Genomic DNA, 13,816 nt, shown 5'->3' with positions numbered 1-13,816 from the left:
GCAGCGTGTATCCAGGTGGCGCGGGGCCCATCCGACTGCTTCGTCTGGCGCTCTTGCCGTCCACTATCCGTTACATCAGATATGGGGGCAGAACGCGCCAAACCAAGCCGGCAATCCGTCCGCCAACGCATGGGGGACAAGTGGCCGGCCGGGATCGAGTCGGACCAGCGGCGCATTGCAGACGTCCGGCATTCGACGAACCACGGCGCGGCGCTCGGGCTTGGTCTCGCGCGTACGGCCGGTCGCTCCGGCGCGCGCAGACGACAAAACCCGGCGCGCTATCCACATGGCGGCGTCACCGGTACTCTGCTGGGAAAAAAATTGATGGGGGATTTTAACGCCAAAGCGTCCGCAAAGCGAGTTATCCACAGGAATGCCCACAGCACGCGCATCTGCGGGCGGGCGTACCGCGTTAACCCGCCTGACTTCGCACGATGGCTGCGCAAATGACCGGCAATTGCGACGATTTGCCGCGACCGCCAGAACATCTTCACGATTTCCCATTTATCCACCGGCAAAAAGTGAAGCGCCGGGCAATTTCCGCCATTACCCCACAGCCACAGCCCCACGGGCTGGCGGTTCCGCGACAACGGCGGTACCGATCGTGCGCGGATGCCGTCGGGGCGATGGCTAACCTATTGACACACAACGGAAAAGCCGATTAAATAGCGGGTTCGTTAGAAAGATAACCGGATTCCTATCCAACTCCCGACGGCTGGGCCGCGCGTGAAAGTCCTTGAATTTGCAGGTTTTCACGGTGTCCTTGTGGCGTTTTACGATGCTGCTGCGCGGGAATTTTTTCACACAATGAGTGCATCATGAAACGTACTTTTCAGCCTTCCGTGACGCGCCGTAAGCGCACCCATGGCTTCCTGGTTCGCATGAAGACCCGTGGCGGCCGCAAGGTCATCGCCGCTCGTCGCGCCAAGGGCCGTAAGCGCCTGGCCGTCTAATCGCGGTTCTCGGTCGTACCGCGGTTTGCGCGTTAAATCCGCAAGGCGCGAAGTCCCGGCACTGGGGTTTCCCAAAGCCGCGCGACTTCTCAAAACGGATGAGTTTTCATCCGTTTTTAGTTTGCGCCCTCTGCGTCGCAGCGCGCACTTCGTGTTGTATATGCGCTGGCGCGAAGAAGCGCCGGACACCCCTGCCGATGCCACGCCTCATGAAGGCCGCATCGGCATTGTCGTCGGTAAGAAGCATGCACCGCGCGCGGTCACTCGCAATCTGATCAAACGTCAGGCTCGCGAGATGTTTCGTCAGCGTCGTGAGGCGCTGGCCGGCTGGGACTTCGTACTGCGACTGACCCGGCGATTCGACAAGGGGACGTATACGGCGGCCGCTGCGCCAGTGTTGAACACACTGTGCCAGACCGAGTTCGCGCAGCTCTTCGACGCAGCCGAGAAAGCTGCCCGCAAGCGCCGCGCGTTCGACGACAAGATGGAAGGTAGTTAGTCCCACACGGTAGCGCCCGACCCCGGGCATGCGCCGCCCACCCGGCCACCCTGTGGCCGGACTGACAGGCGGAATCGAGATGCGAAGCGTGCTGTTGTTGCTCCTGCGCGGTTACAAGCTGGTGATCAGTCCCTGGCTGGGGAACCGTTGCCGCTTTCATCCGAGCTGCTCCGACTACGCACGCGAGGCCATCGTCGAGCACGGTGCCGGTTACGGCACTTATCTCGCGGCCCGGCGTCTATGTCGCTGTCATCCGTTTCATCCCGGCGGTTTCGATCCCGTACCGCCGGCTCGACACGTCTGTAACGTTCCCGACACCCCCGCCGATGGCGCCGACAAGGCCGCCGGAAGCGACACGTCGCGAGCTGGGCAGTCGGTCTCGTCCGGGCCCGCGGCCGCATCGGCAGTTACGCGCCGCGCGCCGGGCCATTCCTGAGTTTCGTCCACCACGAGTTACCGCATGGACATCAAACGCACCGTACTCTGGGTCATTTTCGCGCTGTCTGTCGTGATGCTTTTCGACAACTGGCAACGCGCCAATGGCCATTCGTCGTTGTTCTTCCCGACGCCGGAAGCTTCTGCCCCGGCCGCCACGGGTAACAACCAGACACCGGCGAACGACCTGCCGCAATCGGCCAACGCCGGTGCCGCCGCAGGCGCCGCACCGGGTAATGCACCCGCTGCGGCCACTGCGCAAAAGGTCCGCATCACGACCGACGTCTATGAAGCCGACATCAGCACGCAGGGCGGCGCGCTGTCGTTCCTCGCGCTCACGAAGTGGCCGGACGCCGACGAGGCCGACAAGCACGTGGTGCTGTTCGACAACACCCCGAGCCATCAGTACTACGCTCGCACGGGTCTGATCGGCGGCGACTTCCCGAACCACAACGACATCTTCACGCAAGTGCCGGGCCCGACCACGATGACGGGCGACACACTGACCGTGAAGTTCGAATCGCCGGTCAAGGGCGGCCTGCAGTTGGTGCGTGCTTACACGTTCCATCGCGGCAGCTATGTGATCGACGTGTCGAACACGATCGTCAACAAGACTGACGCCGCCATCAAGCCGACGCTGTACATGGAACTGGTGCGTGACGGCCGTGAAATCAGCGGCGCGAAGTTCTCGCACACGTTCACGGGCCCGACGGTCTACAGCAGCGACGAGAAATTCCAGAAGGTCACGTTCAGCGACATCGACAAGGACAAGGCGAAGTACGTCAAGCAGTCGAGCGATGGCTGGATCGGCATGGTGCAGCATTACTTCGCCACGGCCTGGATTCCGAAGGAAGGCGAAACGCGCGACAACTACATCGGCAAGATCGACAACGGCCTGTACCGCGTTGGCGTGAAGGAGCAACTCGCGAGCATTCCGGCGAATGGCACCGAGACGGTCGATGCGCGTCTGTTCGCAGGTCCGCAGGAAGAGCACATGCTCGAGCAGATCGCGCCGGGCCTGGAACTGACGAAGGACTACGGTTACTTCACGATCCTTGCCAAGCCGCTGTTCTGGCTGCTCTCGAAGCTGCATGCGCTGATCGGCAACTGGGGTTGGGCGATCATTGCCGTGACCGTGATCATCAAGCTGGTGTTCTTCCCGCTGTCGGCCGCAAGCTACAAGTCGATGGCGCGCATGAAGGAAATCACGCCGCGCATGCAAGCGCTGCGCGAGCGCTACAAGAGCGACCCGCAGAAGATGAACGCGGCGCTCATGGAGTTGTACAAGACCGAGAAGGTCAATCCGTTCGGCGGCTGTATCCCGATCGTGATTCAGATTCCGGTGTTCATTGCGCTGTACTGGGTGCTGCTCTCGTCGGTGGAAATGCGCGGCGCGCCGTGGCTGGGCTGGATTCACGACCTCTCGACGCAGGATCCGTATTACATCCTGCCGGTGCTGATGGCCGTGTCGATGTTCATTCAGACGAAGCTGAACCCGACGCCGCCGGATCCGATGCAGGCCAAGATGATGATGTTCATGCCGCTGATTTTCTCGGTCATGTTCCTCTTCCTGCCGTCGGGTCTGGTGCTGTACTACGTGGTCAACAACACGTTGTCGATCGCGCAGCAATGGTCTATTAACCGAATGCTCGGTACCAAAAAGAAGGAAAAGGCGGCCTGACGAATCAGGTTCGACCGTCTGACCGACATAGCCGCCCGCGAGTCTCTCGCGGGCGGTTTTGTTTGGTGCATGTCAAAATAAGCCACTGTTTTTCAACGAACCGTTCCATGAGCGCTACCGTTTCCACCGTTCCGATTGCCGCCATTGCCACTGCCCCCGGACGCGGTGGTATCGGCGTGGTGCGCGTCTCCTTCGGCAAGCATCGCGGCGAGGCGGTGCAACGAGTCATTGCGCGTCTGGTCGGTCAGCCGCTCAAACCGCGTCACGCGTCGTATCTGCCGTTTCTGGACGGTGCAGGCGACGCGCTCGATCGCGGTATCGCGCTGTACTTCCCCGGCCCGAATTCGTATACCGGCGAAGACGTGCTGGAATTGCAAGGCCACGGCGGGCCCATCGTGCTGCAATTGCTGTTGCAGCGTTGTATCGACGAAGGGGCAGCGCTTGGCGTGCGTCTTGCGGAACCGGGGGAATTCACCCATCGCGCATTTCTGAACGACAAACTCGATCTGGCGCAAGCCGAGGCGGTGGCCGACCTGATCGAGGCGAGCACCGAGGCGGCGGCACGCTCGGCGAGCCGGTCGCTGGACGGTGCGTTCTCGCGCGAAATTCATTCGCTGGTGGATCTGGTCATTCACCTGCGCATGCTGGTGGAAGCGACGCTCGACTTCCCGGAGGAAGAGATCGATTTTCTGGAAGCGGCCGACGCCTTCGGACAACTCGAACGCATCCGCGCGCAGTTGGCGCAGGTGCTGTCGCAGGCCAGGCAGGGTGCGTTGCTGCGCGAGGGGATCAACGTCGTACTGGCGGGTCAGCCGAACGTGGGCAAGTCGTCGTTGCTCAATGCGCTGGCCGGCGCCGAGCTGGCCATCGTCACGCCGATTGCCGGGACCACGCGCGACAAGGTGCAGCAGACGATTCAGATCGACGGCATTCCGCTGCACATCATCGACACGGCGGGATTGCGGGAGACAGAGGACGAGGTCGAGCGCATCGGCATCGAGCGCAGCTGGAGCGAAATCGCGAAGGCGGATGCCGTGCTGCATCTGCTCGACACGCGCACGGGGATGACCCCGGAAGACGAAGTCATCGCGACGCAATTGCCGAAGCACGTGCCCATCGTGCGGGTGTACAACAAGACGGATCTGGCGGGCGAACCGGCGACGGTACTGCCGAAGGAAGGTACGGCGCCACTGGGCGTTCGCTTGTCGGCGAAGGGTGGGCAGGGGATCGATTTCCTGCGTGCGGAATTACTGAAGATCGCGGGATGGCAGGCGGGCAACGAAGGTGTTTTCCTGGCGCGTGAGCGTCACCTGTCGGCGCTGCGCGCGGCGCGCGATCACATCGAGATGGCGGACGCCCACGCGCGTCAGAACGCCGGTGCCCTCGATCTCTTCGCCGAGGAACTGCGTCTCGCCCAGGAACAACTCAGTGCGATCACCGGCGAGTTCACTTCGGATGATTTGCTGGGGGTGATTTTCAGTCGGTTTTGTATTGGGAAATGAGGGAGACTTAGGCAATGAGCCGTACAAAGCTGATACGTAATAGCACAGCAGAGTTCCTGATTTTCACCGGTCAGGCCGGGGAGCAAAGCATCGAGGCACGCTATGAGGATGAAACCTTGTGGCTTTCTCAGAAATTGATGGCGGAGTTGTTCGGCGTCGACGTGCGTACCGTCAGCGAACATTTGAAGAACATCTTCGCCAGCGATGAGCTTACTGCTGAGGCAACTATCCGGAAATTCCGGATAGTTCAGCAGGAAGGCTCGCGCGAGGTGTCGCGATCCGTAGATTTCTATAACCTCGATGCCATCATTTCCGTTGGCTATCGCGTCAACTCCATTCGAGCCACTCAATTTCGTCAATGGGCGACCGGCGTCCTGCGCGAGTTCGCCATCAAGGGCTTTGTGCTGGACCGTCAGCGCATGGAAAACGGTAGTTTTCTTGGCGAAGACTACTTCGACCGATTGCTCGCTGAAATCCGCGAAATTCGCCTCAGCGAGCGACGGTTTTATCAAAAAATTACCGATATCTACGCGACCAGCGTGGACTACAACAAGAACGCACCGACAAGTAAGGCTTTCTTTGCCAAGGTGCAGAACAAGCTGCATTACGCCATTCACGGACAGACAGCGGCAGAACTCATCCGCAGTCGTGCCGATAGCAATAAGCCCCATATGGGGCTCATGTCGTGGGCTGGCGCGCCGGACGGCAAGATATTGAAGACCGACGTAACAGTCGCAAAAAATTATCTACTAAAAGACGAGTTGGATTCTCTAGGCCGTATCGTCAACGCGTATCTGGAACTCGCAGAAGAACGTGCCCGACGCAAGATCCCCATGTCCATGGAAGACTGGTCTAAACGCCTCGATGCCTTTCTGGCATTTGACGATCGTGACGTACTTCGGGACAGCGGCAAGGTGTCCGCAAAAATTGCCCAAATGCATGCGGAGAGTGAATTCGAAAAATACCGCATCGTCCAGGATCGCCTGTTCGAAAGTGATTTTGACAAGATAGTCAAGACATTGGGAACGGACGATCAGTCCCACATGGGCGTCGGAGAAGTTTGATGACTCGGAGGTGGAGGCACGCCGTCAGACTCAAATAAAATTCGAATCGTCGTCGTAGTCGTCGGTGTCCATCAGGCCGTCGTCGATGTTCGAGAAATCCGAGTTCGACGTGTCGAGGAAGTTGTCGCTTCCGCCGCCACTCACACCACTGCTGCCATTACCGTTTCCGTTCTCGTAGATCGTGTTGTTGATGATCGTCTCCGAGGGCATCATGCTGCTGCCCAATCCGCCCATCGCCGGTTGACCGAAGAAACCCCCGCCACCGTTTCGGTGGAACAAGCTCTCGATGCCCTGGAAGAGGAAAGCGCCGCCCGCCACGCCTGCGGCAGTCGTCGCGATGCTGCCGAGCGTGCCGCGTGCGCCGTCGCTCAGCCAGCCCGAACGCTGGGCCGGTGCAGCCGGTTGGGGTGACGCCTGAGCCGGGGCGGGCACCTGCGCCGGATACGACGCCTGCGCAGCCGCAGGGCCGCTGTAGCCCCCCACGCCAGCCGAACCCGGCGCGCCAGTTGCGCCCGCCGCACTCCCGCCATTGCCCCACGCATTCCCTCCGCCAAGGAACGAATCGTGAGCGCCGCCCTGAGCGCCCTGAACACCTTGCGACGCCTGCGCGGCTTGCAACTGCGATTGCAGCGTCGCAATCTGCGCGCGCGCCGAGACCAGCGCATGGTCGAGCAGCAATGCGCGCTGCACCAGCAGGTACGCGGCATCGGGCTGACGGCGCACGGTGTCGGCAATCAACGCCTCGGCTTGCTCGTCCTTGACGCCTGCCTGCGCTTGCGTGAGTTGCGTCAAAAAGCTCTGAAGGGTCTGCATTTCTTGCGGGTTCATGATGGGTCTCTGTGAGCGGCACTTGCGATGCGAGTGGTGTGTGAGTGACGAACCCAGTATGCGAAGCCAAGTTTAAGCGGATCTTAAGACGCTCACCCCGAGATCACCGCACGTGTAACCACATGTAGCCGAGCGCTTGCGGTACACGTCTCGATACACCAGCCACGCCTTCTCCCGCACCGTCGCCCGCGCCCGAAAGGTAATGCTTTGAAACACTTCTGACGGGCAACGTAATTGCTCGCAGGGGCCGTCGGGCCTAGACTCGGAGACGTCAGTTCCAGGGTTCTTCGAGGTCCGCGTCGTGAAACGTCTTCCTGTTGTCCTCGGCTTCGTCGCCGTGGCCGCTGCTATGGCCAGCAGCAGCGCCTTCGCCTGGCATGGCCGCGTGGGCGTCTGGGTCGGTCCCGGCTATTACCCATACCCCTACGCCTATCCGTACGCCGCGCCGTCGCCGTATTACGCGCCGCCCCTCGTCGTCGTTCCCAGCCAACCGCAGCAGTACGTCGAGCAGCCGCAAGCCGGTGCGCAATACGATCAGCCCGGCGCGAACAGCGACACCTGGTACTACTGCGACAAGGCGGGCGCCTACTATCCCTACGTGAAAACGTGTCCTGCCGGATGGCGCGAAGTGCCCGCGCAACCGGCATCGAATTGATCGAGAAACACGTGATGTCATTCGACTCGCAGTACCCGTCGTCGGATCAACGCCGCAAACTCGACCTTGAGTCGATGTCTACCGTCGACGCCGCAAGGTCGCACACGCCGCGTCTGAAACGTCTCGCCGCCCCGGCCGCTGCAGTCATTGCCGCAGCAATGCTTGCGGGTTGCGTCGTGCTCCCTAGCGGCCCGAGCCTGATGGCGCTGCCCGGCACCGGGAAGTCGTTCGATCAGTTCCGGCAGGACGACTTCTCCTGCCGCCAATACGCATCCGGACAAAACGGTGGCGCGGATGCCACCACGGCCGCCAATTCCAGCGCCATCGGTAGCGCCGTACTCGGCACCGCGCTGGGCGCGGCAGCGGGTGCCGCCATCGGCGGCGGATCGGGGGCTGCCATCGGGGCCGGGGCCGGTCTGCTCGCAGGCGGCGCCGTCGGCGCGGGCAACGCCCAGTCGTCTGCATACCTGACGCAAAGCCGTTATGATCAGGCCTACGTTCAGTGCATGTACGCCTCAGGCAATCGCGTTCCCGTGCGCGGCGACATGGTATCGTCGCAACCGATTCAGCGCTATGCACCGCCGCCGCCTCCGCCCCCGGGCTGGAAGCCGCCGCCCGGCAGCTACTGACCCCTATCGACAATAGCGAGAAGACAGCCGTCAGCCGACGTCAGCCCGCCCGGGCACAGACATTGTCCGTCGTACGTGTTCTCGCACGAGACATCCGATGGCCCACGACTCGACGTCCCGCTTCACCTCCCGCATACCGAGCGCATCTGTGTTCCAAAAGCCGCCGCATAAGTCGCTCCATAAAGCGCTATGGCTGACGCTGCCTGCGGCCATCGCCGCCGCATTGTTCGTCACCCCGCACGCGCACGCGCAAAACACGCCTGCCCCGGCCAATGGCGCAGCCCCCGCAGGCGGTTCTTCCGTGTTCAATCCGAGCGCCGATATCTCGCGCGCCGTCTCCCGCGACACCGCCGACACCGCGATCCAGAACAACTGGAACAGCATCACGCGTCCGCCCGCGCCCAAGGCCGAGGAGAAGCCACCTGAGACGCCGCGCCGCAATCGCCGGGGCATCACGCCAGGCATCTCCACGAACTGAGATCGGACGGCGGCGACGCGCCGTCCCCCTGGCATTCGCCGGAACGCCCGCCTACTATGAGAATCATCAGTCGGATCCATTCCCTGGTGTTCCCATGCGACTCTTCCTTGCGCTTTGGCCGGGGCCGAGCGTGCGTGCGCAGCTTCACGAGTGGGCCTTGTCGGCGCATTCGGAATGCGGCGGACGCGTGCTCCGCGCCCAGACGTTGCATCTCACGCTCGCCTTCCTCGACGAGGTCGATCCTGCGCGCCTACCCGTGTTGCTCGCGCTCATGCAACGCACGCCGCTCGAACCGTTCACGCTGAGCTTCGATCATCTGGGCTATTGGTCGGACAGGAAGATCGTCTGGGCGGGTGCGCCGAGCGTGCCTGCCCCTCTCATCGCCGCCCGCGACACGCTGCTCGCTCAATGGCGCGCTACCGGTGCGCGGGTCGTAACGCAGTCCTTCCGTCCCCACGTGTCGCTGCTGCGTCATGCGCGGCGAGCGCCGTCGGATCTCTATCCGCCTGCGCTGATCTGGCATTGCGACGGCTACGTCCTCGTACACTCGGTGCGCACACCGCGCGGGCCACACTATCGCTTGCTGGCCGAGCACCATGGCGGACCGTCCGGCGGGCAAACCGACGGCTTATTCGAGACGTCCGCCGAGAAATCGGCAATGCCCGCAACGCAATACGGTATAGTCGGATGACGATGTGCCGGCCGTCCGGTCGGCGTATCGGTTTCTCGTCATTCGCAGGAGGTTCATGTGCAAGTCGGATCGATCGTCAAATCCAATCACTTTGCAGTGCCGCGTGGTGCCCTTGGCATCGTGACCCGTGTGCTGGGTCATATGGCGATGGTTAAGTGGTATGACGGCCAACCTGGTGCGTCGCGCGAACTCAGTACCGAACCGTTCGACATCGTCGACCTGATAGAAACAGGCGATGTCATGCCCATTGGGGGAAGCCCCATCCTGCATTGAAGGTCGTGCTGCGCCGCGAGGCGCTTGCTAGGCGACACATGAGAAACGCCGGTCCGTCGAAAGACAGGTCGGCGTTTTTCATGGATGCAATGGATTCGGCGCGACGTCCGAAAGGTGCGCGTCAAACATGCCCCGCACGCTGGCGCATGAGCGCGTCGAGCCGGGCGGCCATGCGCTCACGCCGTCTGCGCGACGTGCGATATAGCAGAAACGCCATGCCCAGCAGCACCACGCAGGCAATGGCGAACACACCGTAAGGCAGCGTATCGCCCCCGAGTCGCAAGCTGACTTGCGCGCGCGTCTCGGCGGTGCAGATGATCGTTCCCGCACGCATACCCGTGTAATGCATGCCGCAAACCGCGACCGCCATCACCAGCGCCGCCAGCGCGCGTTGCAGACTCGTTTCCAGATGGAACGCCAGCCACAGCGCCACGCTCGCCGCCACAATCGCGATCAGCACGGACAGCGCAATGATCGTGGTGTCCCATTCGAAATACGCCTGCGTGCGCACCGCGCTCATGCCGAGATAGTGCATGCCGGCGACGCCCAGCCCTGCGCCCACGCCCGCAATCGTGCATTGCAGGATGTTGCGATACGGCGCACGCGCCACGAACCAGAGCGCCGCCCCGGAGACGACCACTGCAAGCACCAGACTGCCAAGGGTCGGCCAGAGGGAATAGGAGACGGGGAACGGCATGCGCTGCGCCGCCATCCCGATGAAATGCATGCCCCAGATGCCGATGCCACCGAGCGCCAGCGCAGACACCGAGAGATAGCCAAGGCTGATGCGTCCGTCTTCGTCACGAATGCGCGACGCCGCGACCAGCGCGACATAAGCCCCCAGCGCCGATATCACAAAGGAAAGCAGGACACGGAATTCGCTGTAATAAAGAGGAACGACGCTACCTGGCTGCATGGGCTTACCCTGTGATTTTGCTGTCGCCGGGACGCCGGTAGGCGGTGGACGAGCGTTTTCTTATTTGAGCCTGCACGACATCGATCAAGCGACGATAGCGCGCCGGGACTGCGACGTTGCATCGCTAACGTCGGGCGCTTCCGGCGATTCAATCCCGCCGCCCGAACGCCGTCAAGAGGCAAAAACGTCTGACGTTCGGGCGCCGCCGATGAATCGCCGTGCCAGCCTCGAACGCCCCGATGAGGGCGGGTCGCAAACCCTTGCAGGGCGCGTGATTCACGCGAGATGAGCTAAATTGCGAGAGGGTTACGAGCGTAAGCTGACAATTTAGAGACTCGCTTCCAAACCTGCGTCGCACAGCGCGCGGGATGTACGGCACCATCCGGGGAAGACTTTTGGCCGCGATGTCACGGATGCCGGACGCTACCGGGGTCGACATCGTCCGGCGACCAATACAGGGAGACGTTTTACATGGCAGACGCCGCCACGGCATCCTCCGCCGCCCCGCCGCAAGGCGCGCCGCTCACCGGCGCACGACTGGCGATCCTCACCGTGGGTCTCGCACTGGGCACGTTCATGGAGGTGCTCGACACGTCCATCGCCAACGTTGCCGTGCCGACCATTGCCGGGAGCGTCGGCGTGTCGAACAGCCAGGGCACGTGGGTGATCAGTTCGTACGCGGTGGCCGCCGCCATCGCTGTGCCGCTGACGGGATGGCTCGCGCGGCGCGTGGGCGAAGCGAGGCTCTTCGTCATGTCCGTGGCGGCGTTCACCATCGCATCGATGCTGTGCGGCCTCGCACCGAACATGGAGTCGCTGGTCTTCTTCCGTCTGCTGCAAGGACTGGTCTCCGGCCCGATGGTGCCGCTCTCGCAAACGATTCTGCTGCGCAGCTTCCCCGAGAAAAAACGTGGCCTTGCGCTCGGCCTGTGGGCCATGACCGTCATCGTCGCGCCGATCTTCGGCCCCGTCGTCGGCGGCTGGATCACCGACAACTACACCTGGCCGTGGATCTTCTACATCAACGTACCGGTCGGCATCTTCTCGGCCGTATCGTGCCTGATCCTGCTGCGTGGGCATGAAACAAAGACACAGAAACTGCCCATCGATCTGATCGGTCTCGCGCTGCTGGCCATCGGCGTCGGCTCGTTGCAGATGATGCTCGACCTAGGCAAGGATCGCGACTGGTTCAACAACAGCCTGATCGTCACTCTCGCGCTCACTGCCGCGATCTGTCTGTCGTTCCTGATCCTGTGGGAGCTGACGTCCGACAAACCGATCGTCGATCTCACCCTGTTCAAGGATCGAAACTTTGCGCTGGGCGTCGTGGTGATTTCGTTCGGCTTCATGACGTTCTTCGCGTCGGTCGTGATCTTCCCGCTGTGGTTGCAAACGGTGATGGACTACACGGCGGGCAAGGCAGGGCTTGCGACAGCGCCGGTGGGCCTGCTGGCGCTCGTTCTCTCGCCCATCATCGGACAGAACATGAACCGGCTGAATCTGCGCGCCGTCGCCTCGTTCGCGTTTTTCGTGTTCGCGGGGGTGTCGTTCTGGAACTCAAATTTCGCGCTGAATCTGTCGTTCGCGAAGGTCATCGAGCCACGACTCGTGCAGGGCATCGGCATCGCGTGCTTCTTCGTCCCGGTCACGACCATCACGCTTTCCAGTATCTCGGACGAACGTCTGGCGGCGGCTTCGGGCTTGTCGAACTTCTTCCGGACGCTCTCGGGCGCCATCGGCACGGCGGTCAGTACGACGATGTGGGAGGACCGCGCGATCTATCATCACGCGCGGCTCGTCGAGCACGTCACGCCGTACTCCGACGCCACGACAAGCTACCTCGACCAGCTCCGTCAGGGGCTCGGTCTCACGAACGGCGCGGATCTCGGGGTGCTCAACGATCTCGTCACGCGGCAATCCTTCATGCTGGCGACGAACGACATCTTCCATCTCTCGGGATACGTCTTTCTCGCGATGGCGGCGCTGGTTTGGCTGACCAAACCGAAGAAGGGAACATCGGCGGCGATGGGGCACTGATCCCTGATCCCCGGCCCTCCCTATCGCGCGGGGGCACTATCGGCGCGATAGGGGCGCGTGTTCCCTGTACATCACGGTCATCGTTCCAGATCCGCAACAATACTTTTCGACTTCGCGGCTTCTGGGCGTCACTGCACAGCGCTAACATGCGGTATTGCGCCCGGTTGGGCGTATTTGCGTTTTGGTTCCCCCGCAACGTTTCTCTGCCAACAGGTACCCGGCATGTTGTTCGATCTCATCGCCCGCTTCGGACTCTGGCTCGTCTTTCTGAATATCTTCGGACAGGCGCTGGGGCTGCCGTTGCGCGCTTATCCCACGCTTATCGTGACGGCCTCGACATCGCTGTTCCCGCCGATGTCGATCGTCGCACTGGCGGTCGTTGCTGCACTACTGGGCGACGCGCTCTGGTTCCTCGCCGGACGCCGCTACGGCCACCACATCCTGCGCCTGATGTGTCGTCTGTCGATTTCGCCCGACACGTGCGTGAGCCGCACCGAAGGGGCCATCGGACGTCACGGTGTGCGGGTACTGATGTTCGCGCGCTTTGTGCCGGGCCTCTCGGCGTTGTCGGTGCCGATGGCTTGCGCGCTCGGGGTCTCGTGGCGCACGTTTCTGATGTACGACGCCATCGGTGCCGTGCTCTGGTCGGGGCTTGCGGTGGCGCTCGGCGTCGGCTTTGCCTCGCACATCGTCGCGGTGCTCGACGCCTTCGATACCCTTGGCCGCGGCGTGCTCTGGCTGGTGGTGCTGATTTTCGCGCTGTACCTGCTCAACCGTTGGCTCAACCGTTACCGGCTGTTGCGCTCGCTGCGCATGGCGCGTATCGGCGTGCAGACGCTCGAATCGTGGATGAAGGACGACATCACACCGGTCGTGATCGACGTGCGCTCGGCCGCGCGCCGCGCCGTGGACCCGTTCACGATTCCGGGCGCACTGGCTATCGAGCCGGACGAGATCGCGGCCAAACTGAAAGACGTCCCGCGCGATCGCCGGATCGTGGTGTTCTGCGCATGTCCCAACGAAGTGACGGCAGCGAAGCTGGCGCAAGACCTGCGCCGACAGGGATTTTCGGAGGTGCGTCCGCTGCTCGGCGGACTCGATGCATGGCGTGACGCCGGCTACACGGTCGAGAAAATCGACGGCATGGAAATGCTCGTGCCTGCGCACTGATATCT

General features: G+C 62.3%; 15 protein-coding genes. 13 read left to right on the top strand and 2 right to left on the bottom strand.

The annotated features are described in order from the left end of the window. The first annotated feature begins 818 nt into the window (after positions 1-818). The 6 genes from rpmH (at position 819) to MB84_RS24830 (ending at position 6,134) form a co-directional block, all read left to right on the top strand. Positions 819-953 (top strand): 50S ribosomal protein L34, encoded by a 135-nt coding sequence (gene rpmH / locus MB84_RS24855; RefSeq protein ID WP_010806664.1) that lies wholly within the window; start codon positions 819-821, stop codon positions 951-953. A gap of 61 nt (positions 954-1,014) precedes the next feature. After that, positions 1,015-1,452, top strand: coding sequence for a ribonuclease P protein component (rnpA, locus tag MB84_RS24850; protein WP_211279393.1), 438 nt, complete (start codon positions 1,015-1,017; stop codon positions 1,450-1,452). 79 nt (positions 1,453-1,531) lie between these two features. Continuing rightward, a complete protein-coding gene (gene yidD, locus MB84_RS29240; protein WP_046290262.1) occupies positions 1,532-1,888 on the top strand; it encodes a membrane protein insertion efficiency factor YidD in 357 nt (118 codons plus the stop codon). Positions 1,889-1,912: 24 nt separating this feature from the next. After that, entirely contained in the window at positions 1,913-3,568 is a 1,656-nt protein-coding gene (gene yidC / locus MB84_RS24840) for a membrane protein insertase YidC (RefSeq protein WP_046290261.1), read from the top strand. Between the two features lie 107 nt (positions 3,569-3,675). Next, on the top strand, positions 3,676-5,070 hold the full coding sequence (gene mnmE, locus MB84_RS24835) for a tRNA uridine-5-carboxymethylaminomethyl(34) synthesis GTPase MnmE (protein ID WP_046290260.1): 1,395 nt from the start codon (positions 3,676-3,678) through the stop codon (positions 5,068-5,070). 14 nt (positions 5,071-5,084) lie between these two features. Continuing rightward, a complete protein-coding gene (locus MB84_RS24830) occupies positions 5,085-6,134 on the top strand; it encodes a virulence RhuM family protein (RefSeq protein WP_046290259.1) in 1,050 nt (349 codons plus the stop codon). 30 nt (positions 6,135-6,164) lie between these two features. Here MB84_RS24830 and MB84_RS24825 read toward each other — a convergent pair whose 3' ends face one another. Beyond that, complete coding sequence (locus MB84_RS24825) at positions 6,165-6,962, bottom strand: DUF2076 domain-containing protein (protein WP_046290258.1); 798 nt, start codon at positions 6,960-6,962, stop codon at positions 6,165-6,167. A 301-nt stretch (positions 6,963-7,263) separates the two neighbouring features. Between MB84_RS24825 and MB84_RS24820 the strand changes: the two genes are divergently transcribed. From MB84_RS24820 to MB84_RS24800, 5 genes are all read left to right on the top strand, one after another. Then, positions 7,264-7,617 (top strand): hypothetical protein, encoded by a 354-nt coding sequence (locus tag MB84_RS24820; protein WP_046290257.1) that lies wholly within the window; start codon positions 7,264-7,266, stop codon positions 7,615-7,617. 158 nt (positions 7,618-7,775) lie between these two features. After that, positions 7,776-8,246 (top strand): glycine zipper family protein, encoded by a 471-nt coding sequence (locus tag MB84_RS24815; RefSeq protein WP_046293237.1) that lies wholly within the window; start codon positions 7,776-7,778, stop codon positions 8,244-8,246. 148 nt (positions 8,247-8,394) lie between these two features. Next, positions 8,395-8,724 carry a hypothetical protein gene (locus MB84_RS30095; protein WP_046290256.1) on the top strand — a complete coding sequence of 110 codons (330 nt, stop codon included), beginning with the start codon at positions 8,395-8,397 and terminating at the stop codon, positions 8,722-8,724. Positions 8,725-8,818: 94 nt separating this feature from the next. Then, on the top strand, positions 8,819-9,415 hold the full coding sequence (gene thpR / locus MB84_RS24805; RefSeq protein ID WP_052652788.1) for an RNA 2',3'-cyclic phosphodiesterase: 597 nt from the start codon (positions 8,819-8,821) through the stop codon (positions 9,413-9,415). A 57-nt stretch (positions 9,416-9,472) separates the two neighbouring features. Further along, positions 9,473-9,688 carry a hypothetical protein gene (locus tag MB84_RS24800; RefSeq protein ID WP_046290255.1) on the top strand — a complete coding sequence of 72 codons (216 nt, stop codon included), beginning with the start codon at positions 9,473-9,475 and terminating at the stop codon, positions 9,686-9,688. A 121-nt stretch (positions 9,689-9,809) separates the two neighbouring features. On the opposite strand, the gene MB84_RS24795 is transcribed toward MB84_RS24800, so the two are convergent. Continuing rightward, complete coding sequence (locus MB84_RS24795; protein ID WP_046290254.1) at positions 9,810-10,604, bottom strand: MHYT domain-containing protein; 795 nt, start codon at positions 10,602-10,604, stop codon at positions 9,810-9,812. A gap of 471 nt (positions 10,605-11,075) precedes the next feature. Between MB84_RS24795 and MB84_RS24790 the strand changes: the two genes are divergently transcribed. Together MB84_RS24790 and MB84_RS24785 are read left to right on the top strand one after the other, a co-directional pair. Continuing rightward, positions 11,076-12,641, top strand: a complete 1,566-nt coding sequence (locus tag MB84_RS24790) for a DHA2 family efflux MFS transporter permease subunit (RefSeq protein WP_046290253.1) — start codon at positions 11,076-11,078, stop codon at positions 12,639-12,641. Positions 12,642-12,863: 222 nt separating this feature from the next. Next, positions 12,864-13,811: a DedA family protein/thiosulfate sulfurtransferase GlpE gene (locus tag MB84_RS24785; RefSeq protein WP_046290252.1), complete on the top strand. Its 948-nt coding sequence runs from the start codon at positions 12,864-12,866 to the stop codon at positions 13,809-13,811. Positions 13,812-13,816 lie beyond the last annotated feature (5 nt).

The organism is Pandoraea oxalativorans (genome assembly GCF_000972785.3).
GTDB lineage: Bacteria > Pseudomonadota > Gammaproteobacteria > Burkholderiales > Burkholderiaceae > Pandoraea > Pandoraea oxalativorans.
Note: the sequence above shows the minus strand (reverse complement) of the source record. Positions and strands in the feature narration are given on the sequence as shown.

Bases quoted from the DNA above. Each gene is read 5' to 3' on its own strand.
- rpmH (WP_010806664.1), top strand. From the start codon at position 819: ATGAAACGTACTTTTCAGCCTTCCGTGACGCGCCGTAAGCGCACCCAT.
- yidD (WP_046290262.1), top strand. From the start codon at position 1,532: ATGCGAAGCGTGCTGTTGTTGCTCCTGCGCGGTTACAAGCTGGTGATC.
- yidC (WP_046290261.1), top strand. From the start codon at position 1,913: ATGGACATCAAACGCACCGTACTCTGGGTCATTTTCGCGCTGTCTGTC.
- mnmE (WP_046290260.1), top strand. From the start codon at position 3,676: ATGAGCGCTACCGTTTCCACCGTTCCGATTGCCGCCATTGCCACTGCC.
- MB84_RS24830 (WP_046290259.1), top strand. From the start codon at position 5,085: ATGAGCCGTACAAAGCTGATACGTAATAGCACAGCAGAGTTCCTGATT.
- MB84_RS24825 (WP_046290258.1), bottom strand. From the start codon at position 6,962: ATGAACCCGCAAGAAATGCAGACCCTTCAGAGCTTTTTGACGCAACTC.
- MB84_RS24815 (WP_046293237.1), top strand. From the start codon at position 7,776: ATGCTTGCGGGTTGCGTCGTGCTCCCTAGCGGCCCGAGCCTGATGGCG.
- thpR (WP_052652788.1), top strand. From the start codon at position 8,819: ATGCGACTCTTCCTTGCGCTTTGGCCGGGGCCGAGCGTGCGTGCGCAG.
- MB84_RS24795 (WP_046290254.1), bottom strand. From the start codon at position 10,604: ATGCAGCCAGGTAGCGTCGTTCCTCTTTATTACAGCGAATTCCGTGTC.
- MB84_RS24790 (WP_046290253.1), top strand. From the start codon at position 11,076: ATGGCAGACGCCGCCACGGCATCCTCCGCCGCCCCGCCGCAAGGCGCG.
- MB84_RS24785 (WP_046290252.1), top strand. From the start codon at position 12,864: ATGTTGTTCGATCTCATCGCCCGCTTCGGACTCTGGCTCGTCTTTCTG.